Origin of the sequence: Paenibacillus piscarius (assembly GCF_022234545.1) — a bacterium.
Lineage (GTDB): Bacteria > Bacillota > Bacilli > Paenibacillales > Paenibacillaceae > Paenibacillus_AQ > Paenibacillus_AQ piscarius.
Window position 1 is genome coordinate 1 of sequence record NZ_JAIEUI010000028.1, and the last position, 22,912, is coordinate 22,912.

Below are 22,912 nucleotides of genomic sequence, written 5' to 3' on the forward strand. Positions count from 1 at the left end.
AGGTACTCCTTTTTCTATGCTCAAAAAAACCAGATATAACAAGGGTTTTGAATTATGAAATTGTCTCAGAAATGCAACAATTCTCTATACAAGCGGCTGGTGAGAGAAGGCATCGCATCCTTCAATCGGCAGGGTGATTTGGTAATGTTTCCGTCTATATGAACTGTTAGATAAGTCCCCTAACAGCAACCCATGTCGCATTTATCCTGCTGCCATGTCGCAAAAGTACATGGAAACAGAGGCGGCAGATCGGATATACTCGCTTTAACAATTATGATAATGAAAATCATTATCACATATTAGGGGGAGACAGTGTGAACAGAGCAACACGGAAGCAAGAGGCCGGCCGAAAGAGATACGCCGCTTCAAAATTAGGACTATTCATGGTATGGATGCTGGCGCTGGTGCTGGTAATGACGGCTTGCGGATCTGGAGAAGGAGCTAATGCAGGGACAACTGCACAGCCGTCTGCGTCAGCGGAGCCGTCTCCGTCGGCTGAAGCGCAGGCATCGCCGGAGGCACAGGCTACAGCGGCCTACCCGGTTACCCTTAAGGATATGAAAGGTGAACATACGCTGACGGAGAAGCCGAAGGTAATCGCTGTGCTTGACGTGAAATTCGCCGATCAGCTGATCGCACTTGGAGAGAAGCCGGCAGGCAGCGTGGTTGCCGGAACCAAGGACGAGTTCCCGGAATATCTGAGTGCTCAGATGGAAGGTGTGAAGGTCCTGGGTACACGGGATGAGCCCAACCTGGAGGCGATTGTGTCATTGAACCCGGATCTGATTCTGATGACCGATTTCCAGGAGGAGGCTTATGAGAGTGTGAGTAAAATTGCGCCTACGATCGTCCTGGACTTCTACGAGGATTGGCGGGATACGCTGGCTACCATCGGTACCATCACAGGCAAGCAAGCAGAGGCAGAGGTTGTGAAGAAGGCCTATGAGGACAAAATTGCCGGACTGCGGGAGCAGCTGTCGGCGAAGCTGGGCGACGAGACAGTAGCGCTGATTCGTCCGCGGCCGGAAGGCATCCGGGTACATGGCCCTGAGCACCGGACCGGAAGCATTCTGTATGAGGATCTGGGATTGAAGGCTCCTGCGTTCGTTCAGGGTATTAAAGACGATACGTCGGTTGAAATATCCATGGAGACGGTCGCTGACATCGGGGCAGATCACTATTTCCTGCTCTCGGATGATCTGTTCGCCAAAGAAGCAGAGGCTCTGGCCAGCAGTGCAGTCTGGAAATCCGTTGAAGCCGTCAAGAATAACCGTGCCTATGAAGTGAATTCAACGCTCTGGATCGCGTACTATGGTCCTCTGGCGATCAATATTATTGTAGATCAGGCCGCAGAAGCGCTGCTTGGAGCGAACTGAGATGGACGGCTATCTGTCGTCGGCCCCCTGGAGGGAACTGGCGGAGGATTACCGGATGAGGCTGGGGGAGCCGCCTGCGGGCAGCGTCCGCACCATCGCTCTGAGTGAGCTGCAGGATGAAGCGGTGTGCCGCGAATATGTTAGCTGGTTTAAGGATTATATCGGCGCGCCGGACACGCAGGTTGCCGCTTCCATGCTGGCCAAACGGATCGGCTATCTGTGGATCGCGCCAATAGTGACCGCCATGACCTTTCATAACCGCGAAATACTCTTCCCGCTGGACAGAAGCTTTCTCTATCATCCGGCCGCTACAGAAGAGACGACATTCCCTTTCCTGGCGGTGGACGGCATTCAGTCATCCGCACTGGCGGATGATAGGAAGGTGTGGCGCGAAGCCGTTGTAGAGGAGCATTTTGCGGTACGGCTTGCTCCGATCCTGCAGACGCTTGCCGCGGTTGGACCTGTCTCCATGGCGGTGCTGTGGGAGAATGTTATGGTGCGTATTGCCCCGCTGTATGCGCCTGGAACAGACCAATCCAGCCAAGAAAGGGAGCGGATGCAAGAGGATTTTGCGTTTCTGACCCGGACGGCTCCCGGCGCATTGTTCAGCGATAGACGCAATCCGCTCACCCGGTTCACCGAGGGCGATGATGAAGCTCCGGTTGCGAAGAGCAAGCGTATGACCTGCTGCTTTTACTACCGGATGTCAGGGGAATATTGCAGAAAGTGTCCGAAAATTGACAATGAGAATGAATCTCAATTAAAATGACAGCAGGTCTATCCGTTTAGCAAAGGATACTGTTGTCAGGAGATGAGAGAAATGCCGCAACAAGAACAGGCAAGCTTGTGGAGTGATACGGCGGTCAAGGTGCTTGATGTGCACAGCGGTACTATGCCGCCCGGTGGTAGCATGAGCGAGACAGATCTGGAATCTAATCTGCTGCTGCTGGCTGGCGGCGGGCAGGGAGGGCTTGTGATGAATGGTGAAGGCTGCCATGTCCAGGCCTCTTTTGCTTGCCATGCTGCCAAGGGATCAGCCTATACTCTGACTGCGGGATCAGACAACATTCATTATATAGCTATTAGCTACAAGGCCATTCCTGTGGCGGGAGCCGCTCATGTCCTCTTCCCTCAACGTAATCACCCGCTGCGCACTTCGTTTGTTCATCATCCCTCGAACACGGCGGAGCTGCATATGGCGGCGGACAGGATTGCGGCGAAGTGGAGCCGGGGAGAAGGGCTGGAACGCTTCCATGCCAATGCACTGCTGCAAGGTATGCTCTGCGAGCTTATTATGGAGCATGAACGCGGGCAGGGGGCAGAGCCGGATGTGGTGGATGTGGTTGCCGCTTATATTGAGGGGCATTACCGGCAGGAGCTGGGGCTGAAAGAGCTGGCAGCATTGGCCGGATGCGGCGTGCGCCAGCTCCAGCGGCGGTTCAAACAGGAGAAGCGGCTCGGGCCGATGGAATACGTGATCCGGCTGCGAATGGAGAATGCAGAGCGGATGCTGCGCTACACGGATGCTACCATTGGCGAAATCGCTGAGCGGACAGGCTACCGCGACATGTATTATTTCAGCAGGGCGTTCAAAAAGCATTATGGAGTCCCTCCGCAGCTCTACAGGCGTACTGCCGCTGCAGGTTCCGGCACAATTACCGTTCCTGCGGGATTGCCGGGCCGTATGGTCTCCCCGCTCGGATTAATACAGGGGCCGGTGATCCCCCATCTGCGGGGCGAATATCATGTCACCGCTGCTCCGCAGCGGATTGCCGTGCTGGATGTCCAATATGCTGACCATTTACATGCGCTGGGAATGTCCCCCGCAGGAAGTGTAGGCTTCGGAAGCGGGGCGCTGAATTTCCCACCGTATTTCCGGGAGAGGTTAAGGGCAACGGAAATGCTCGGAACCTATGAATACCCGGATCTGCAGGCGGTTGAACGGCTGCAGCCGGATCTGATCATCTGCACCGAGGTGCATGCTCCGCACTATGAACGCTTAAGCCGGGTAGCACCTACGGTTATGTTCAAGCGCAATGAGAGCTGGCAGACGATTCTGCGCCGGTTCGGCGAACTGACCGGCAAGCAGGAGGAGGCAGAGCATATTATTGCCGATTATCTCCGCCGTACGGCATTGCTGTCCGCAGAGCTTGCTCCGGTACTCACGGGTAAAAGCGTGGCCCTGATCCGCCCGCGGGAGTCCATCGTCCGGGTCCATACGGCTTCGCACCGCACAGGTGCTGTGCTGTACCGTGACCTTGGTCTGCCTGCCCCGCTATTTGTGGCGGACACCTCCTCTGACACGGCTTATCATATCTCTGTTGACAGACTTCCGGCTGTGCAGGCCAATTATTACTTTCTCCTTAGCAACGAACAGATGCAGGAGGGGATCTCGATGACAGAGCACAGCGTCAGAGGTCTGCTCGGTGCAGACCAGCGGCAGCGTATATACCCGGTGGATGCGGCTACCTGGATCGGCTGTTATGGACCTACAGGCATTAATTGCATTGTGGATCAGGTGGCCCGGGCTTTGCTGGCTTGAGTGGCCCCAGGGCGGACGTAACCCATGACAACGAGTCTAAACGATACTATCTCACATCTCACGATCATACTTCAAGCGATAGTAAGCCCCGTATCCAATCGTGAACAGGTAAGCGAATACCAGTAACAGCACCACGGTAAGCTCAGTCTCCATTAAGGCAAGAGCCAGCATCAAGGCTCCGAATACAAAAACCATCATATCATAGGCCTTCGCCTTCGCCCGGTTGGCAATGGCAACATTACGTTCATCGTTCTTGTTGATCTCCATTTGCTTGGCGACGGCGGGGCTGTTTTTTGCTGCGCGCCTCCCGATCAGTTCCCCCATTCCGCCGCCGAACATGCCGGTTCCCAGCCCAATACAGACATAAGGCAATGTCCGCATCACTCCCTGCGGGTCTGGAGTGGTTCTGATTAGATACAGGCTGACAGCCAATAAGATTAGACCTGCAACGACCCAAATATAAGCGGTGACCGATTTCTTCATCCCTTCTCTTCCTCCTCATAAATAAAAATTTCCTCAATACTAAGCCCGAAATACCGGGCAATCTTGAACGCCAGCAGGATGGACGGGTTATAGCGGCCGTTCTCCAGTGAACCAATCGTCTGCCTGGACACTTCAAGCGCCGCCGCCAGCTCTTCCTGCCTGATTCCGCGCTGCTTGCGCAACTCCTCCAAACGGTTATTCATGGAATCACTCTCTTCATGGAAAGTTAACTTTACATAGAGAGTGTAACGTATTATGTGTATGATGTAAAGCTGGCTTTCCATTTTTAGATGAATAAAGAAGTTAATCATACCCCGAATACGAACATCCGTGCTACAATGGGCTTTGTGAATATATGGAAGGCGGTGGGGCTGTGACTGCTAGGCAGTGGGTGTTCAAGTTCATGCGGATGCACAAGTGGGTGTTTGTATGCGGGTTCCTCGTGACTACGGTGATGACGCTGGTTAATCTGATCTATCCGTTTCTGGGCGGGGAGATGATTAATATTGCTTTTTATGATCAGGATCTGAGTGCCTTCATGAATCTGTGCCTGATCTATGCCGGAATTCTCCTGTTCAACCAGTTCATTGTGGCGACGCTTAATAATCTGATCTCCTCCCAGCTGATGACGGGGTTCGTGTTCGATATCCGGCGGGCGATGTTCCGTAAGATTCTGCACCAGAAGGGGAAGGACCTCTCCGGGATGTACAGCGGTGATCTGATCAGCAGGATGAACCGCGATGCCAAGGACATTATGAATCTAGTCTTCTGGAGCGGTCTCTGGGGGTATTCCAATCTGCTGCATATTGTGTTCGCTGTGGGCTTCATGTTCTATTATCATGTCCTGCTGGGCGTGTTCACGGTTGTTCTGGTGCCTGTCGTGTTCCTGGCTTCCAGATACTTCAAGCAGCGGGCGCTTAGCGTTAACCGTGATCTGGCAGAGGAGCAGGGCAGACTGTCCTCATACTTATTTGAGATTGTAGCCAATATGCGGGAGATTAAGCTTCTGAATGCCGGGAAGCAAGCTGCCAATACATACTTGAGACATACGGTCTCTATCCATGGCATGAATGTGGAGAATGGCAGGATTGAAGTGACCACTGAGCGGGTGAATGCCTTCATCTCGCTTGCCGCACAACTGCTGCTGTTCGTGATCTGTGCCTATCTTATTGCAGAGGGCCGGATGCCGCTCGGGGTGTTCGTAGCCGCCGCCAGCTATTTCAATATGGCTGTGACTTACTTCAGCTCGATTAACAGCAAGATTACCGATACCTGGGGGCAGACGGTCTCCTTGCAGCGTGTTGCGGATATTCTGAATCAGGAGGAGGAGGATTACAGGGAGAGCTATCCGCCTATGCCCATTAAGAAGGGGACTGTGGAATTCCGCGATGTCCGCTTCGGATACATTGAAGGCAAGCCGGTGCTGAATGGATTCAATCTGCGCGTGGAGCGCGGAAGCACGATTGGTATCGCCGGAAGGAGCGGCGCGGGGAAGACGACCATCGGGAATCTGCTCTACAATCTATATAACGTGGATAGCGGCGAGCTGCTGATCGATGGCGTGAATGTGCAGGAGATGAACCTGCACAGCCTGCGGAGCCAGGTGGGGATGGTCCATCAGGAGACCGTGCTGTACGATAACACACTGCGGTATAATCTCTCTTTTACCAATAACCGGGATAACGATGCTCTGTTAATGGAAGCGCTTAAGAAGGCGGCCTTGCATGAACTGGTGCTGACCTTCCCTGACGGGCTGGATACAGTGCTCGGCACATACGGCCAGGAATTATCCGGGGGCCAGAAGCAGCGCCTGAACATCGCAAGAATACTGGTCAAGAATCCGAAGATTCTAATCTTCGATGAGGCGACCTCCTTCCTGGACAGCAAGAATGAGGCGCTCATCCGGGAGATGACCAGTAAGCTTGCGCAAGACCGCACGATGATTATCATCGCCCACCGGCTCTCTACAATCCGGGACTGTGATAGAATCGCCGTTCTGGAGGATGGCGTGGTTACAGGTTACGATACTCATGACGTGTTGCTCCGCGAGAACCGGACGTATATCAGCTTATTCGGTGAACAGTGTGAGGGAGGCGAGGCGGTATGAGCAGACGGGCAACGTTCAAGGCGTTAACGAGGGATATAGGCGGTATCCGCAAGCCGCTGCTGGCACTCGCCCTGTTCAAGCTGTGGAATTTGCTGCTCGGACTTATTCCGTTGCTCCTGTATTCACGTCTCGTGGGCCGGGTGCTGGTGGGCCGGAACCTTCATGAGCTGTGGCTGATTATCGCCGGGTATCTGGGAACCTTCCTGCTTACGACGATCGGGATTGCCGCCAGCAAGCGCTACTCCAACCAGTTATTGCTGAAGTATGACTTAAGAATCAAGCATAAGCTGCTGAATACCGTGCTTCACCTGGACTATGAGGACTTTAGCAGATATAGCATTGGCGATGTCAGAAGCCGGATTGAGCAGGATGCTGCGGTGGCCGGGAGATTCTTCACGACCCATATTCTTGAGTTCATCTACTCTGTGGTGTATGCTGCTGCGCTGGCTGTCATCCTATTATGCTACGATTGGCGGATTGCACTGCTCAGCTTCATCTTCGTTCCAGTCTCCCTGTGGACGGTTCATCACCTGGGAGAGAAGTCGCGGATGGCGGGTGAAGAGCTGTGGACGCTGCAGAACGCGTATGATTCCTTCCTGCATCGAAATCTGCAGAACTGGAAGGACATCAAGGCCAATCATCTGGAGGAGGCGCAGTTGGCTGAATTGAACGGACATTATTCAAGAATCCGCCCGGTCTGGTTCCGTAACCAGCTCTATCTGCATCTGGGCGTCACCTATTCGTTCTTCACCAAAAACTTCATCACTCAGCTGTTCATCTATTTCATCGGCGGACTGTTCGTTATTAAGGGATATTCGCAGGTCGGCGTTATGCTGGTGTTCATCAGCTTCTACGGGCAGTTCTTCGGGTTCATTGAGAGCATCAGCAACGGCATGATGAATTACCGCAAGGATTCGGTGAATATCAGCAAGGTAATTGAACTGTTAGCGGCTGAGACGGACAAGCGGCCGTACAAGCATATTAACGGAAGCGATGTAGACGTTCAGCAGCTGCGGTTCCGCTATGAGGGGAATGATTCTTTTGCCCTTGAGGACATATCGTTCACAGTAGGCAAAGGGGAGCACCTGGCTATTGCCGGTCCAAGCGGCAGCGGCAAGTCTACGCTCGCTAAGCTGCTGACGGGGCAGCTCAGGCCGCAAGGGGGAACGATTAGCATCGGCGGTATTGATGTCACTTCGGTCAACAGCGCGAGCATCTCCGCCAAAGTGAGTATCGTAGTGCAGGAGCCTGTGCTGTTCAATATGAGCATCAGAGAGAATCTGTTGCTGGCTAAGCCCGGTGCAACCGGGGCCGAGCTAATCGAATGCTGCCGCAGGGCAAGCATCCATCCCTTCATTGAAACCCTGGAGCATGGTCTGGATACAGTCATCGGCGAGAAAGGCATGAAGCTCTCGGGTGGCCAGAAGCAGCGATTATCGATTGCCCGGGCGATTCTGCAGGACCGGGACATCATTATCTTTGATGAGAGCACCAGTGCTCTGGACAGCGGAAATGAGAGCGATATCCTGGCTGAGCTGAAGAGCCTGTCCGCCGGGAAGACGATGATCTCGATTGCCCACCGCTGGTCTACGATTCAAGCCTGTGACAGAATCATGGTGCTGCAAGCGGGCCGGGTGGTGGCCTGCGATACCCATGAGAATCTGAGCCGGCATAGTGAAGAGTATCATCAGCTGTTCCAGAGCCAATATAAGGCAGGCTAAGGCATAACTGTCCATTGACGGCTTCTTCACCGGGGAATATATTAAAATTAAGAGATATCATGTGACCGGCGGAAGAGGAGAATAGAAATGAGCCCGACCCATGTATGGATTCCCGTCGTATTCTATTGGCTGCCGATGCTCATCTTTTTCTTCATGGGGATGGATGTGCTGCTGCGCAATCCTAAAAGAACTGAACACCGTCTGGTTAGCGCTACCATTCTGTGTTATTTCCTGATGTTCCTGGAGGAGTACTTCCGGTATATGCTGCCGATGGAATATAGTCCGCTGCTCGCTGCGGTCTGGTTCTCCAATGTAGGTATCCTGATTCCGGGACTCGGCTTCCATCTGATTGCCCGCTTGATCGGCCTGCACAAGCGGATGCGGCGGCCCTGGTATCCATATCTGTTCCATATCCTGATTCTGGCCATTCCGGCGGGTCTTATCAGCCAGCGTTCGTATACCTCTGTGGAGCTGTTCACCGTAAGCGGAGTCTGGAAATGGCCGGTGGCGAATGGGGCCTACTACGGGACGCTGACGGCCAGCCTGCTGCTGAGCTTCATCCCTATCGCCATGCTGCGCAGTGCGCGCAAGTGGAGTGCGGCCGACCCTGATTACCAGAAGCATGACGGCATCTTCAAGCTGCTGGAGTACGGCTCCTGGGTGACGTTCCTCTGGGTGGCAGTGTTCGGCTATTTCCGCTTCAACGAAGTGTTGCCGCCTTATACGTATATCTACGGGGGGCTGATCTGGTGCTTCGTTCTGCGGCTGTCCATGCAGCGGTATGAGTTCCTTAATCATGCGGGACACCGCTACAAGAAGATGTTCCAGATCAATTCGCAGGCGGCGCTGCTTGTCTCCTTGAATGGAGATATTAAGGAAGCAAATCCGAGTGCGGATAAAATGTTCGGGCGGCTTGTCCCCGGGAAGACTAACCTTGCCTCTCTGGGCGGTGCAGAGATTGTTACGAAGCTTAAGGAGCAGGACGATATCGGTGAGCTGGAGATGGTCCTCCACAGCGGGGACAATCAGATTGAAGCGATGATTAACGGGGACTATGTGACCGTAGACCATGAGCTTCATGCCGTCCTGCTCATCCGCGACATCCGGCTGCGGAATCAGCATCTGCGCCAGATTGCCTTCATGGCCTATCACGATCCGCTCACAGGGCTGCCGAACCGCAGACAGTTCTACGATAAGCTGGAGGAGGCCCTGACGGAGGCCGGACAGACCGGCGGGGAGCTGGCGATCCTGCTGCTGGATCTCGACCGGTTCAAGCAGGTGAATGACCGCTGGGGCCATGAGGCCGGGGATCAGATGTTATGCAAGGTAGCGGCCCTGATTCATCAGCTGGTCCAGCCTGACGGGCTGGCGGCCCGCTTCGGCGGCGACGAATTCGTAATGTTCTGCCCTGTGGGAGCGGAGGGGCTTACGGCCGCAGAGCTGGAACGCCGGCTGCAGGCGGCAGCTGCACAGGCCACGCTGGATTATGAGGGTAACGTGCTGAAGATTGATATGAGCGCCGGCCTCAGTCTGTACCCGCAGGACGGATCGGCCCCGGACGCGTTGCTGCGCCAGGCGGATAAGCGGATGTACGCGATTAAGCGGGGCCTTGCGGAGGGGAATCATGAGATATGAGATTTGAGATTAGTGGGGGAATGGAGTTATTTGAGTCTCATCCGGGATATAATTAAGGATATATACTCATAAAGAAAGGAGTGAGCTGCTTGAGCTACCCTGAAATCCTGCGCAAAAAGGCTTTATATGATCAGACCAAAGATAAGCTTTCAAACATCACCGTTAATAGTTATGTCAAAGCCTTTGAACTTGAGTACACACATAACTCAACAGCAATTGAAGGCAATACGTTAACCCTGCTGGAAACCAAAGTGGTCCTAGAAGAAGGACTATCCGTGGGCGGGAAAATGCTTCGGGAAATATACGAAGTTATTAATCACAATAAAGCTTATCAGTATATTAAAGGCTGTATTAATGACGGAAAACCTTTAGATGAAGCTATTATTAAAGATATCCATGCAATACTAACCGAAAATATAATGGTTGGGGGTGTATATCGGAATGTGGAGGTATATATATCTGGAGCCTCCCATACGCCGCCTCCGCCCAATGAAATGTACCAGCAAGTGAAAAACTTTTATGCTGATTTAGCTGAAAAGAAAACAGACGATATCATAGAGCTTGCGGCCTGGACTCATGCTGAATTTGTACGTATCCATCCATTCGTTGATGGGAACGGCAGAACCTCGCGGCTGATTATGAATTATCAGTTGCTGGCAAGCGGCTATCTTCCCGTATCGATTGCCAAGGAAACAAGGCTGGAGTACTTTGATGCACTCGAAGCCTATGCTGTGCGCCGGGATCTCAAGCCTTTTGCTGATATGATTGCCTCTCTGGAAGAACAGCAATTAGATCGTTATCTTGGAATGATTGAGCGGCAGAATTAATGTACCAAATATATCGATTTATATTCCCACAAATCAGGACCACCCGCTGGACGGGTGGTCCTGATTTGTGGAGGATTACCATAATCAGTCTTCAGAGAAGAATGAACCGGATTAGCCCGGCCATCGCCTATAGAGTATAACAAGTCAAATGGAGGTGAAGCGGATGGAGCAGGAGCAATTATGGATGCAGCAGTGCCGGGATGGGGAACAGGATGCATTCTACCAGCTGGTGAAGCCTTATCTGGACCGGGCCTACAGCACGGCCAGAGCGATTCTGAATTCTCCGCACTATGCCGAGGATGCCGTCCAGAATGCGATGCTGGAAGCGTATAGAGCTATTAAGAGCGGCAAAGAAATCCGCAGCTTCCGAAGCTGGTTCAGCCGGTTGGTTGCAATGCGGGCGTTGGATCTGGCCAGAGCACGCTCCAGGCAGTTCAGACAGACAGAAGTGCTGGGGGATCATGAGGAGCCGGCGGATGAACGGGAACAGCCTATGGAGGCGGTTTTGAAGAAAGAAGAGCAATCCCGGCTGCTGGCCCAGGTCATGTCGTTGGATATGCGCCACCGCTCAGTGATTGTGTTGTACTACTATCAGGAGATGTCCGTAGACGAGATCGCAGATGTTCTGGGCGTTAAGGCCGGGACCGTGAAGTCCAGATTGCATAATGCACGCTTGAAGCTGATGAATCTGAATGATTCCATTAATCCGAAGAAGGTGATTTTCGATGTCTAAGTTCAAGAACGGGATACAGGGTGAACCACAGCAACAGTTAGAGGAAATGGGCGGTGTGCTGAGCCTTCATGCTGCGCCCCAAAGCCTGCACGATTTTGCGAAAAATATTGCCAGGCACGCGGCGGCTGCGGAACCTGCTGCCCCTAGCCGTCCGGTCCGTTCCCGCACAAAGCGGCGGTTGATCGGTGCTGTGTGCGGTACGGCGGCCGCTGCCATGCTGCTATTCTCTGCCCAGGTATCGCCGGCCTTCGCCAATCTGATGCAATACATTCCCGGCTTCTCGGTGGCCTCCGACTGGTTGACTACGCTGCGTACTGGTGATGGTGTTCAGAATGCGGGCAATCATGATTACCGGCCGTTCCAGCCGGTCGTGATGAAATTCGGAGATACCAAGGTTAGTCTGAGTGATGTCTACCTGACCAGTGACAGGCTGATCTATAAAGTTTTTGTCCAATCAGACAAGCTTAGCGGGAGCGTGACCACCTGGCCGGACGGAACGCCGGGGATCGACTATAGCAACGCGGGTTATCACGTAACGAGCAAGGACTTCCCGGGTGCTGGAGCAGGCGGGGTGATGAAGCTTACCCATGACGTACAGACCGGCGAGCCGATTCTGGTTCTGCCGACCGAGCAGCAGCTGTCGCCGCAGCAGGTGGCCGATTTCCTGGCGGGGAACCCGTCCAAGCTGAGCTTTACCTTCTATGAGCCACAGGCGGGAAGCGCGATTCCGCTGAAGCATAATATTGATGTCAATTTTGACAAAAGCCAGTGGAAGCAGGACCGGATCATCCCGCAGCAGGTCTCCATGCCGGTTACCGTCCACTCGGACCGGGAGGTGATTGACGTGCAGGAGGTCAAAATCACACCGCTCAGCACCTACATCACCCTGCACCTGAACAATGCGGACCAGAAACTGCTGGATATTGATTGGAGCAACCCGTCCATCGAATTGACAGATAACGCAGGCAGCACCTATGAGTTCAAAGGCTACACCAGCCTAAATGCTGTGCCAGGACGCAGCAACGGCGGTTCCGGTACGATCCGCCTGGAGTTTGCCTCTTCACCATACTTCAATCAGCAAGCCGACCGGCTGAATCTGAAGATCGGGCATGTCCAGCTCTCAGAGGTAAGCTCCTTCTCTCTGGCCATGGATGAAGCACTGCCCAAAGTGATCCCGTTCAGCGGCAAGCAGATGCTTCTGACCGAGAGCCGTTATGAAGACGGGTTCCTGAAGCTGAAGCTTACACAGGATGCACAGAACCGCATGAGCATTGACTTCAATATCACAGATTATATGGCTAAGGTGCTTCAGTCCCGGGAGCTGTACGATAAGTTCTATGCGGGCAACAGAGATCAGGCGGGCTTGGCCCGGAATGTTCTGCAGGCCCAGGAAGGCCACGGGGAATATGAGATCTGGATTGCGGCCCCTGAGCAGAAGCGGTATGAAGTGGAAATGATCAATGCTGTAACGCAGCGCGAGCAGGTCCAGGTGGATCAGCAGGTTGAACTCAGCGTGCGATAATGGAATCATCCGCTGGGCAGCGCTCCGTCTCCGGGGTTGTCTGGCGAAGGTTTTTACAATCGTATATACTGATTAGACCAATTGATTATTTAGGAGCTGTGTCACATACCATGATCAAGAAAGAAGCCGCGCATATCCGCAAGCAGTTCAAGATGGACCACGATCAGCTGAACCTGTACGATATTCTGAATGTCTATATTATGAAAGAAACGAACGAAATCTATCACTTCGAGCGCCAGCCGTTCGCCATGCTGGAACGCGAGAAGCAGGAGCTGTATATGGGTAATTTCCGGAAGCTGCTGACCGGCGAGCTGGACCAGAAGCTGTTCGAGCTGAAATTCCTGGAGGAGGCGGAGGAGCCTACGCAGGTGATGCTGCACCAGGGCCTCGTGACCGGGGACCCTGAGGAATGGCAGGACCTGATGCTCATGCTGGTGGACAAAATGCTGGTAGACGCCAAATACGAGAAGGATACGGTCATTACCTTCGTGCGGGGGCAATACTTCCGGCCGACGAAGGCGCGCAATGACGAAGCCGAGGAGACCGGCAAGGACGAGGTGTTCGCCCATCCGTTCATTCTATGCAGCGTGAATTCCACGGAGCAGCAGCGCAAGACGCTTCTGTTCGATTATGTGGAGCGGGAATTCAAGTATAATATCATGGTGGACCCGATTATTAAGCTGAGTACGCCGGAGCAAGGCTTCTTTTATCCGAGTGTGACTGACAACTATTCAGATGTGAACCGTGTGCTGTACTGCACCGGAAGCGCGAATAATCCGAACCCGCATTTCATCGAGCAGGTGCTGAATGCGGAGCGGTCGGTGACGGCGCTGGAGGAACGGTCTATTTTCGAAGACATTGTGAAGGAAGTTGCCGGTGAACAAATCGATGTGGCAACCATTGCCCAGGTGTACGAGGAGATTCATCAGGTGATTGAGGACAACGCGGAGGAGGAAGAGCCGCCGAGACTGGATTACCGTGATGTGGAACGTGTGCTAAAGGCCAGCGGGGTGGAGGATGTAACGGTGGAGAAGGTCGAACGCGCCTTCGAGACCATTGTGGACAACAAGCATTATGAGATGAAGGCCAGCAGTGTCATCCCGAAGTATACGACCAAGTCGATCAAGATTGATACGAAGGTCGCTTCGATCACGATCAGCCCGCAGGACCTGAGATATGTGCGGCAGGTGAATTACCAGGGCAAGCGCTGCATTATGATTGAGATTGAAGAGGATGCGGTGATTGAAGGCTTCACGCTGCTGACGGAGAACTTATAAAATACTTCGTATGACGGGCTATCCCGGTGTCTCTGAGCAGACCTGGGATAGCCCGTTTGTATGGTTACTGGGGTTAGACGCTATAACTGCAATCCGTACTCCGCCCAAATGGCTGCATACTTCTTGTCCCAGATCGCCCAGCGCGTCTCGGCCCCGTATTTGCCCTGAAGCTGCTTCAGGTAATGCTCTGCGGTCTCTGTCTCGCCTGCGCGGAGCAGGAACCGGAAGGTCTCTTCACTTAGATGCAGCGCTGTCCGATCCATATAGTAATCCAGGATAGCCCTGGCACCCTCTAAGGTGTACATGAACGTGAGCGCCTGGTCCAGATGCTGCAGCAGCTCTGCGGTGAAGCTGTCCGTATCCGTATCCTCCGTCAAAGTATAGCGGTCCGGGGCTGCGGGGACGATCTCTCTGATCCGTGAGGTGAAGTGGGAGCTGCCGGCCACAGATACGATGGACGACTGTCTTGACTGCAGCTGCTCAAGCTCTGTAGAGTGAATCGTGCAGTTCACATAGAAGCTGAGCTTGTCCCAGGTATTGCCCGACGATTTCTGAATATTGATGTTATAGATAAGCTGATCTTCTGTTTTGGTGAAATTCAGAGCTTTTTTACGATACCCCCGTGCGGTGAAAAAAGGTTTCACGTCCTGCTTGATGATCTCTTTGAACAATTCCTGCATTGTCAGCCTCCTTCGTGTGCGGTGATATGTCGTCCTGCTCGTGATAACCTGTCTAATGACAGTTATATTGTACTATAACCAAGGTTAACTCAGATGTCTTCATTCTGGGTAAAAATAGGTATCGAGGAAAGGAGAGTCTGCAGATTAATGAAAAATGTTAAAATTCTGTTAGGTGTGTTCGCGTTCGCCGCCGTGATGGTAGTGCTGTTCGGGTGGGGCGGGCCTATTGTTCTAAAGTTATTCTTACATAATGATTATGCGAGAAGTGTTATCTTGCTGGTGGTGTTCAGTCTGATTGTGTACGGTAAGCGGATGAACTGGTCAAATGGTCTGGTCATTGTTATTGCCTTGTTCTCCTTCTTCGGCATGTTCATCGACTCGTCGGGCAATCCGGTCTATAACAAGCCGCTGGAATGGATCATCTCCCCGTTCGGGCAATTGCAGGTCGACCGCCATGTCACGAATTATGCGCCGGGGCAATTCTCCATTACGGAGAACGTGACTATTCTGAAGCCGGATGGAGAGGTCACCCGATTAAGTTCAATATGGTTATACCTGTACCGCCTAGCCCAGTATATGGTGCTCTACTCCATTATAGGCACCTTGCTTAGTGCGATCCGGGGCAAGCAGCCGGAGCGCTGGCCGATACCGGTCGTGACCGTAGACGAGACGTTGACGCCGGAGATGGAGCGGCGGGTAGCCGCTGAGCTGAAGCGGCGGGAGGCCGCCGGCACAGCATTGAAGGTTGTGCCCGAAGACGTGCAGGCGCAGGTCCGGCAGCTCAAGCAAGAGGGCCAGCTCATCCCGGCGATCAAGCTCGTCCGCGGGCATTCGGATATGTCTCTGGGTGAAGCCAAGCAGTATGTGGAGAGACTGTAGCCGGTGTAATTAGAAGGTTAAGCCTATTCTGTTCAATGGACAGAGTAGGCTTTTTTGCGCGCTTAATGATATGAAGGAATTATGCAAGGACTTAATACACATTTGTATGATATTTCAATATTATTTTTTGACTATTTCGTTAATTATTTCGCGAAAAATGTCGATAAATCACTCAGGGTACTTACTTCCCCGTTGTGAGCCTCACTGCGGTGGAGCCGCCTATATTATAGAAGCTGTCATCCGACAAGGAGGAAAACAATGTTAAGAAGAATGGGGAAGATCGGGCTGGCGCTGGTGTTAATCATCGGGCTGCTGCCCATGATGCCGCTCCGGGGCTATGCCTCTGTGCCGTCCTTCAATGAAGCGGCTGATTTTGGGATTGAGGGTCCGGTCACTTACACGGAGGGACTTAATTTCTCTGATGCCCAGGGGCTTCAGGATGGAAGCACGGCGGTACTGATGAATAAGTACGTCTATCAGGGGAATTCCTATGTCTCATCCAATTTTTTGAGGATATACAGCAGCACGGGAACACTGGTTACAGATGTCAATCTGGGCAGCCTGATGGATACCTATTATAAAATGATTAATGTGAGTATGCTTGCGCTCAATAACGGGAATCTGCTGATTACTTATGGGAAAAGCGACTCCAGCGAGAATAATACGCAATTGGGTACCGTTACCGAGAGTACGCCCAATGCCTATTTCATGATCCTTAACAAGGCGGGTCAGAAGGTTACCGGCCAGACCAGGCTCAACACCTTCAGCGCCGCCAGTCTTCCGCAGCTTACACGCTTTATCTCTGCAGCGGAATTATCGGACGGCAATATTGCCTTTACATGGCAGAGAAATGACAACAAGAGCACGGTCACCCGTGTATTCACGCCTGCGGGTTCTCCAGTGACTGGCGAGACGCTCCTGATTGATGCGAATGCCAGCATGTCTTACGTGGCTGCTGGTGACGGCGTATATATGACCGCTTACAATTCAGGACCCTCGAACGATAACATTTATCTGAAGCTCTTCAGCAATAGCGGAGCGCTTCTAAAAACAATTAATGTGGGACCAAGAACAGGCGAGAAGCAGCTGTATCTGTCTGTGCTGAGTAACGGGAATTTCATGTTCAGCCAATTCAGCTGGCAGACCGGTACCATAGCAGCTTTATATGATAACAATGGCGACAGCCAAGGAAGCTTCTCGGTAAACGGTGCGCTGAGCGGAGCTGCGCTCTACCGGAAGGGCGCAGTGCCGGGATTCGTAACTGTAAGCCTGGATGCCGCATCGAATCAGGCGATTGATGATGCGTATAATTACGGTACAGAATGGTCTGGTACCCAGTATGCTTACCTGAATTACTATGACAATGACGGCAATCTGGTTTTTACGACGGATCAGCCGATCGATTCCGGCCCGGTTGTTTTTCAGGGATACGATGCTGAGAACTGGGTGTTCGATGTGGAATATTATCCGAGGTTTGCCGTCTATCCGGCCTTCGATGACAAGATTGTGTTTATCAAGACAGATAATACTGATGCCAGCCATTACAGAATTACCGGGAAGCTATTCAACCGGGAGGCTGTTGTCCTGACCCCGGTTGCCCTGCAGTCGGCAGCAGCTGACGGTACGCCGGGTGCTGTAACCTCCACGAAGATTGATCTGACCTTCGATCAGGCGATTAACGGACTGACGGCAGAGGATATTACGATTACAGATGGAACAGGCTCAGCGGTAAAAGGGGCATTAAGCGGAGCGGGCACCGCCTGGAGCATCGGGCTTAGTTCGGTGACTAAGGAGGGCGATGTCTCGGTGGCCGTAAATTCGCCAAGCGGATATACTGTAAGCGGCTCTCCGCTGACTGCGAACGTGTCGCTATTCAAGCCTTCACCGGAAGCCACTCCGGCCGCAGTCATTGACTATGCAGCGGAGCAGTTGACAGGGTTGGCTGCGAACGGGAAGTACACAATCAACGGTACGCCGGTAACGGCGGACGGAGCGGGTGAGCTGGCGCTCGACAGCAGCTGGCTGGGCACATCGCTGAGCATCGTGAAGCAGGGGAATGCTTCCACGACGATTGACAGCGCGGCGCAGACGCTGACTGTGCCTAGCCGTCCGGCAGCACCAGTGAGTGTAACAGCGACTGACGAGACGGCGATCAATGCGCAGGATGGCGCATTGGTGAATGTGACCAATGCGATGGAATATAAGCGCGGAACCGCAGGCGAATGGAAGGACGTTGCAGGTACGAGCGTAACAGGCCTTGTACCGGACACGTACTACGTGCGGGTGAAGGCGACCGCAACGGCGTTTGCTTCGGACATGCAGAGCGTGGCTGTAGAAGCGTATGTGGCGGTGCCGGAAGCTACTCCGGCCGCAGTCATTGACTATGCGGCGGAGCAGTTGACAGGCTTGGCGGCGAACGGGAAGTACACGATCAATGGTACGCCGGTAACGGCGGACGAAGCGGGCGAGCTGGCGCTGGACGGCAGCTGGCTGGGCACGCCGCTGAGCATTGTGAAGCAGGGGAATGCTTCCACGACGATTGACAGCGCGGCGCAGACGCTGGTTGTACCTAGCCGTCCGGCAGCGCCAGTGAGCGTAACGGCGACTGACGAGACCGCGATCAATGCGCAGGATGGCGCATTGGTGAATGTGGATTCCACGATGGAATATAAGCGCGGAACCGCAGGTGCTTGGGCGGACGTTACAGGCGTAACCGTGACGGACCTTGCACCAGACACGTACTACGTGCGGGTGAAGGCGACCGCAACGGCGTTTGCTTCGGACATGCAGAGCGTGGCTGTAGAAGCGTATGTGGCGGTGCCGGAAGCTACTCCGGCCGCAGTCATTGACTATGCGGCGGAGCAGTTGACAGGCTTGGCGGCGAACGGGAAGTACACGATCAATGGTACGCCGGTAACGGCGGACGAAGCGGGCGAGCTGGCGCTGGACGGCAGCTGGCTGGGCACGCCGCTGAGCATTGTGAAGCAGGGGAATGCTTCCACGACGATTGACAGCGCGGCGCAGACGCTGACTGTGCCTAGCCGTCCGGCAGCGCCAGTGAGCGTAACGGCGACCGATGAGACAGCGATCAATGCGCAGGATGGCGCATTGGTGAATGTGATCAATGCGATGGAATACAAGCGTGGAACCAGGGGCACTTGGATGGATGTTACAGGCGTGACCGTAACTGGTCTTGCACCGGACACGTACTACGTGCGGGTGAAGGCCACCGCAACGGCGTTCGCTTCGGACATGCAGAGCGTGGCTGTAGAAGCGTATGTGGCGGTGCCGGAAGTCACTCCGGCAGCTGTGATTGACTATGCAGCGGAGCAGCTGACAGGGTTGGCTGCGAACGGGAAGTACACGATCAACGGCACGCCGGTAACGGCGGATGAAGCGGGCGAGCTGGCGCTCGACAGCAGCTGGCTGGGCACATCGCTGAGCATCGTGAAGCAGGGGAATGCTTCCACGACGATTGACAGCGCGGCGCAGACGCTGACTGTGCCTAGCCGTCCGGCAGCGCCAGTGAGCGTAACGGCGACCGATGAGACAGCGATCAATGCGCAGGATGGCGCATTGGTGAATGTGATCAATGCGATGGAATACAAGCGTGGAACCAGGGGCACTTGGATGGATGTTACAGGCGTGACCGTAACTGGTCTTGCACCGGACACGTACTACGTGCGGGTGAAGGCCACCGCAACGGCGTTCGCTTCGGACATGCAGAGCGTGGCTGTAGAAGTGTATGTGGCAGTGCCGGAAGCCACCCCGGCCGCAGTCATTGACTATGCGGCGGAGCAACTGACAGGGTTGGCGGCGAATGGGAAGTACACGATCAATGGTACGCCGGTAACGGCGGATGAAGCGGGCGAGCTGGCGCTGGACGGCAGCTGGCTGGGCACGCCGCTGAGCATTGTGAAGCAGGGGAATGCTTCCACGACGATTGACAGCGCGGCGCAGACGCTGGTTGTACCTAGCCGTCCGGCAGCACCAGTGAGTGTAACAGCGACTGACGAAACTGCGATCAATGCGCAGGATGGCGCATTGGTGAATGTGACCACCGCGATGGAATACAGGCGCGGAAACGCAGGTGCTTGGATGAGCGTTTCAGGCCCGACCGTGACGGACCTTGCACCGGACACGTACTACGTGCGGGTGAAGGCCACCGCAACGGCGTTCGCTTCGGACATGCAGAGCGTGGCTGTAGAAGCGTATGTGGCGGTGCCGGAGATCACCCCAGCCGCGGTGATTGACTATACGGCAGAGCAACTGACCGGTCTGATTCCGAACGGGAAGTATGTAATTAACGGTATGCTGGCAGCAACGGCGGATGTAACTGGTAAGCTGGAGCTGGACAGCAGCTGGCTGGGCGTCAAGCTGAATATCGTGAAGCAGGGAAATGCGTCTACGACCATCAATAGCGCAGCGCAGACCCTGGATATACCGGCCCGCCCGGCAGCCCCGGCGGGCGTGGCGGCGACCGATGAGACAGCGATTAACGCTCATGACGGGTCATTAATTAATGTGACACCTGAGATGGAATATAAGCGTGGTGCGGCAGGAGATTGGGCAGATGTTACAGGCGTAGCGGTAACAGGACTTGTACCGGATATGTACTATGTCCGGGTGAAGGCGACCGATTCTGCCTTTGCCTCGGCTCCGGTATCATTGGCGGTAACGTCCTTCGCAGCTAATGCTGAAGTGACACCTGAAGCGGTGATCGATTATGCCGCGGAGATATTGACAGGCCTGGTGCCGGAAGCCTCATACACCATAAATGGTGCCGTGGTTACGGCAACGGCGCAAGGGACGCTGGTAATCAGCAGCGAATGGCTGGGGACCACGCTGAGCATCGTGAAGCAGGGCAACGGGGCAACGACCACAGACAGTGCCGTGCAGACATTGAATCTCCCGGCCCGTCCGGCAGCACCGGTCGGTGTGAGTGTAACGGATGTGACCTATAAGGGGGCAAATGACGGCACTCTGCAGAATCTCACCGTTCAGATGGAGTACAAGACAGGCAGCGCAGGTCTGTGGACAGACGCTACGGACAACACACTTATCGGCCTGGCCCCGGATACGTATTATGTCCGTGTGAAGGCAACAGATGGAGCCTTCGCCTCGATCGCGGCTCAGGTTACCGTGCATGACTCTGATGCGGTCATTCCGGCTGCACCTGAAGTAGCGGCGGATGATCTGAATAATACGATTACCGTTCTGGATACAAGCATGGAATTCGCTGTGGATGACGGACCGTACGTGCGGTATGACGGAACCAATCTGCCGGATCTCAGCGGTGAGCATACCGTGAAGGTGCGGGTAGCGGCCAGCGGATCTGTTCCGGCAGGACCGGCAACGGAGCTGGCTTTTACCACAAATCCTCCTTTGCCGGCAGCAGGCTTGACTGTAAGTGCCAGTGATCCGGATGGGGTGGCCAATAACGGCCAAACACAGATTACCGTTACTCCTGCACCTGCGGGAGGACACAAGCTTCTGTATATGAACTTTGGAGCAGGCAGTGTGATGGTTCCGAATGTGGGAGACCTTCTGACCGGATACACCCTTGTGGGCAGTGACGGCCTGATTCCGGCAGAGGCTGGCGATACGCTCGGCATTGCAGAGGTTGATGCTGACGGCAAGGTAGTGAAGTATGGCAGCGTGATTGCGGTTGTAACTGCGTCTACGCCTGTAACCCCAGGTCCTGATCCGGTGAACCCGGGCAGCGGCACGGGTAACGGCAGCAACCCGGGCAGCGGAACGGCCTCCGGGAATACAGCAAGCAATGTGACCAGCGTCATCGTCCTGGTGAACGGCAAGGAGGAGAATGCGGGCACAGCGACCACAATAACCTCCGGTAATATCCGAACAACCACCATCGCCGTAGATCCGGCCAGACTGCAAGCGAAGCTGGATGCAGAAGGGAACGGGGCGGTTGTCACCATTCCGGTGATGCTGGATTCCAACATTATCATTGGCGAGCTGAACGGCCAGATGATCAAGAATATGGAGGACAAGTCGGCTACGCTGGTGCTCCAGACCGGCAAAGGCTCGTATACACTGCCGGCATCAGAGCTTAATATCAGTGCGTTGGCGGCAAGACTCGGCAACGGAACCAAGCTGGAGGATATCACGCTGAAGCTTACGATTGGCGAGACTTCTTCCTCGATGAGCCAGATCGTGACTGCTGCGGCAGGCAGAGGCGGGTTCGCGGTGGTTGCGCCATCCATGGACTTCTCCGTTACGGCTTCATCCGGTTCAGCAACTGTGGAATTAGACCGGTTCAAGGCCTATGTAAAACGGACGGTGGCGCTGCCGCAGGGCATTGACCCGAACCGGGTTACAACGGGGATTGTGGTAGATCCCGATGGCAAGGTGCGTCATGTACCCACCAGAGTCATTCAGCAGGACGGTCGGTACTATGCCGAGATAAGCAGTCTGACGAACAGCACCTATTCGGTGGTCTGGCATCCGCTGAACTTCAAAGATGTGGAGAAGCATTGGGCGAAGAATGCGGTGAATGATATGGGCTCCCGTCTGGTCATTAACGGCGTGAACGAATCAACATTCAACCCTAACGCTGACATCACCCGCGCAGAGTTCGCTGCTATTATGGTGCGCGGTCTGGGACTGAAGCTTGGAGGGGGTACTGTGAAGTTCGCGGACGTTCCGGCAGACAGCTGGTATGCGGCAGCAGTCGAAGCAGCCTCCCGGGAGGGGCTGATTAACGGCTTCGAGGACGGAACCTTCCGCCCGGATGCCCGGATCACACGCGAGCAGGCCATGAACATCATCGCCAAGGCGATGAAGCTGACGGGGCTTGCAGAGCTGACGGGCACGGTGGATACAGAAGGTGTACTCGCAGCATTCACAGATGCAGGCCGGGCAGGCGCCTGGGCCAAGGACAGTCTGGCGCTCGCCGCCAGAGCCGGCCTGATTACCGGACGCGGCGGCAGCAAGCTGGAGGCGACAGCGAATGTCACCCGTGCAGAGGTGGCAGTGCTGATTCAGCGCTTGCTCCAGAAATCTGATTTGATCGATTAACCAGAGCAACAACCATCCCCTAAGCGGATTCAGACCTTGAGCTGAGTCCGCTTTTTGCTGCACATATGAAATTGCTATAATGGCTGTAA

Annotated in this window: 15 protein-coding genes; 12 read left to right on the forward strand and 3 right to left on the reverse strand. The window is 54.3% G+C overall.

Annotated features, from left to right (window positions below; all coding sequences use genetic code 11):
* Window positions 1-314 precede the first annotated feature (314 nt).
* Genes K1558_RS29120 through K1558_RS29130 form a run of 3 tightly spaced genes read left to right on the forward strand, consistent with a single transcriptional unit; the run spans window position 315 to window position 3,918 of the window.
* Window positions 315-1,376 (forward strand): ABC transporter substrate-binding protein, encoded by a 1,062-nt coding sequence (locus tag K1558_RS29120; protein WP_238655480.1) that lies wholly within the window; start codon window positions 315-317, stop codon window positions 1,374-1,376.
* Between the two features lies 1 nt (window position 1,377).
* The gene (locus K1558_RS29125; protein WP_238655481.1) at window positions 1,378-2,145 is read left to right on the forward strand and encodes an IucA/IucC family C-terminal-domain containing protein; all 768 of its coding nucleotides are present in this window, start codon (window positions 1,378-1,380) and stop codon (window positions 2,143-2,145) included.
* Between the two features lie 51 nt (window positions 2,146-2,196).
* The gene (locus tag K1558_RS29130; RefSeq protein ID WP_238655482.1) at window positions 2,197-3,918 is read left to right on the forward strand and encodes an AraC family transcriptional regulator; all 1,722 of its coding nucleotides are present in this window, start codon (window positions 2,197-2,199) and stop codon (window positions 3,916-3,918) included.
* A gap of 51 nt (window positions 3,919-3,969) precedes the next feature.
* Here K1558_RS29130 and K1558_RS29135 read toward each other — a convergent pair whose 3' ends face one another.
* The gene (locus tag K1558_RS29135) at window positions 3,970-4,401 is read right to left on the reverse strand and encodes a DUF6442 family protein (protein ID WP_238655483.1); all 432 of its coding nucleotides are present in this window, start codon (window positions 4,399-4,401) and stop codon (window positions 3,970-3,972) included.
* Window positions 4,398-4,604: a helix-turn-helix transcriptional regulator gene (locus K1558_RS29140; RefSeq protein ID WP_238655484.1), complete on the reverse strand. Its 207-nt coding sequence runs from the start codon at window positions 4,602-4,604 to the stop codon at window positions 4,398-4,400. The genes K1558_RS29135 and K1558_RS29140 overlap by 4 nt, the downstream gene beginning before the upstream one ends.
* A 170-nt stretch (window positions 4,605-4,774) precedes the next feature.
* On the opposite strand from K1558_RS29140, the gene K1558_RS29145 reads away from it, so the two are divergent.
* The 7 genes from K1558_RS29145 to K1558_RS29175 all read left to right on the forward strand — a co-directional run bounded on the left by K1558_RS29145 (window position 4,775) and on the right by K1558_RS29175 (window position 14,223).
* Entirely contained in the window at window positions 4,775-6,508 is a 1,734-nt protein-coding gene (locus K1558_RS29145; RefSeq protein ID WP_238655485.1) for an ABC transporter ATP-binding protein, read from the forward strand.
* Entirely contained in the window at window positions 6,505-8,229 is a 1,725-nt protein-coding gene (locus K1558_RS29150) for an ABC transporter ATP-binding protein (protein ID WP_238655486.1), read from the forward strand. The genes K1558_RS29145 and K1558_RS29150 overlap by 4 nt, the downstream gene beginning before the upstream one ends.
* An 87-nt stretch (window positions 8,230-8,316) precedes the next feature.
* Window positions 8,317-9,864: a GGDEF domain-containing protein gene (locus K1558_RS29155; protein ID WP_238655487.1), complete on the forward strand. Its 1,548-nt coding sequence runs from the start codon at window positions 8,317-8,319 to the stop codon at window positions 9,862-9,864.
* Between the two features lie 89 nt (window positions 9,865-9,953).
* Complete coding sequence (locus tag K1558_RS29160) at window positions 9,954-10,691, forward strand: Fic family protein (protein ID WP_238655488.1); 738 nt, start codon at window positions 9,954-9,956, stop codon at window positions 10,689-10,691.
* A gap of 163 nt (window positions 10,692-10,854) precedes the next feature.
* Window positions 10,855-11,424 (forward strand): RNA polymerase sigma factor, encoded by a 570-nt coding sequence (locus K1558_RS29165; RefSeq protein WP_238655489.1) that lies wholly within the window; start codon window positions 10,855-10,857, stop codon window positions 11,422-11,424.
* The gene (locus K1558_RS29170; RefSeq protein ID WP_238655490.1) at window positions 11,417-12,946 is read left to right on the forward strand and encodes a hypothetical protein; all 1,530 of its coding nucleotides are present in this window, start codon (window positions 11,417-11,419) and stop codon (window positions 12,944-12,946) included. The genes K1558_RS29165 and K1558_RS29170 overlap by 8 nt, the downstream gene beginning before the upstream one ends.
* Window positions 12,947-13,056: 110 nt before the next feature.
* Entirely contained in the window at window positions 13,057-14,223 is a 1,167-nt protein-coding gene (locus tag K1558_RS29175; protein WP_238655491.1) for a DUF4317 domain-containing protein, read from the forward strand.
* Between the two features lie 80 nt (window positions 14,224-14,303).
* Here K1558_RS29175 and K1558_RS29180 read toward each other — a convergent pair whose 3' ends face one another.
* The gene (locus tag K1558_RS29180; RefSeq protein WP_238655492.1) at window positions 14,304-14,903 is read right to left on the reverse strand and encodes a DUF4304 domain-containing protein; all 600 of its coding nucleotides are present in this window, start codon (window positions 14,901-14,903) and stop codon (window positions 14,304-14,306) included.
* Between the two features lie 147 nt (window positions 14,904-15,050).
* Between K1558_RS29180 and K1558_RS29185 the strand changes: the two genes are divergently transcribed.
* The gene (locus K1558_RS29185) at window positions 15,051-15,782 is read left to right on the forward strand and encodes a hypothetical protein (protein ID WP_238655493.1); all 732 of its coding nucleotides are present in this window, start codon (window positions 15,051-15,053) and stop codon (window positions 15,780-15,782) included.
* Between the two features lie 258 nt (window positions 15,783-16,040).
* Window positions 16,041-22,823: an S-layer homology domain-containing protein gene (locus K1558_RS29190; protein WP_238655494.1), complete on the forward strand. Its 6,783-nt coding sequence runs from the start codon at window positions 16,041-16,043 to the stop codon at window positions 22,821-22,823.
* The last annotated feature ends 89 nt before the right edge of the window (window positions 22,824-22,912 follow it).

Bases quoted from the DNA above. Each gene is read 5' to 3' on its own strand.
- K1558_RS29165 (WP_238655489.1), top strand. From the start codon at position 10,855: ATGGAGCAGGAGCAATTATGGATGCAGCAGTGCCGGGATGGGGAACAG.
- K1558_RS29130 (WP_238655482.1), top strand. From the start codon at position 2,197: ATGCCGCAACAAGAACAGGCAAGCTTGTGGAGTGATACGGCGGTCAAG.
- K1558_RS29180 (WP_238655492.1), bottom strand. From the start codon at position 14,903: ATGCAGGAATTGTTCAAAGAGATCATCAAGCAGGACGTGAAACCTTTT.
- K1558_RS29140 (WP_238655484.1), bottom strand. From the start codon at position 4,604: ATGAATAACCGTTTGGAGGAGTTGCGCAAGCAGCGCGGAATCAGGCAG.
- K1558_RS29125 (WP_238655481.1), top strand. From the start codon at position 1,378: ATGGACGGCTATCTGTCGTCGGCCCCCTGGAGGGAACTGGCGGAGGAT.
- K1558_RS29135 (WP_238655483.1), bottom strand. From the start codon at position 4,401: ATGAAGAAATCGGTCACCGCTTATATTTGGGTCGTTGCAGGTCTAATC.
- K1558_RS29185 (WP_238655493.1), top strand. From the start codon at position 15,051: ATGAAAAATGTTAAAATTCTGTTAGGTGTGTTCGCGTTCGCCGCCGTG.
- K1558_RS29150 (WP_238655486.1), top strand. From the start codon at position 6,505: ATGAGCAGACGGGCAACGTTCAAGGCGTTAACGAGGGATATAGGCGGT.
- K1558_RS29190 (WP_238655494.1), top strand. From the start codon at position 16,041: ATGTTAAGAAGAATGGGGAAGATCGGGCTGGCGCTGGTGTTAATCATC.
- K1558_RS29170 (WP_238655490.1), top strand. From the start codon at position 11,417: ATGTCTAAGTTCAAGAACGGGATACAGGGTGAACCACAGCAACAGTTA.
- K1558_RS29175 (WP_238655491.1), top strand. From the start codon at position 13,057: ATGATCAAGAAAGAAGCCGCGCATATCCGCAAGCAGTTCAAGATGGAC.
- K1558_RS29155 (WP_238655487.1), top strand. From the start codon at position 8,317: ATGAGCCCGACCCATGTATGGATTCCCGTCGTATTCTATTGGCTGCCG.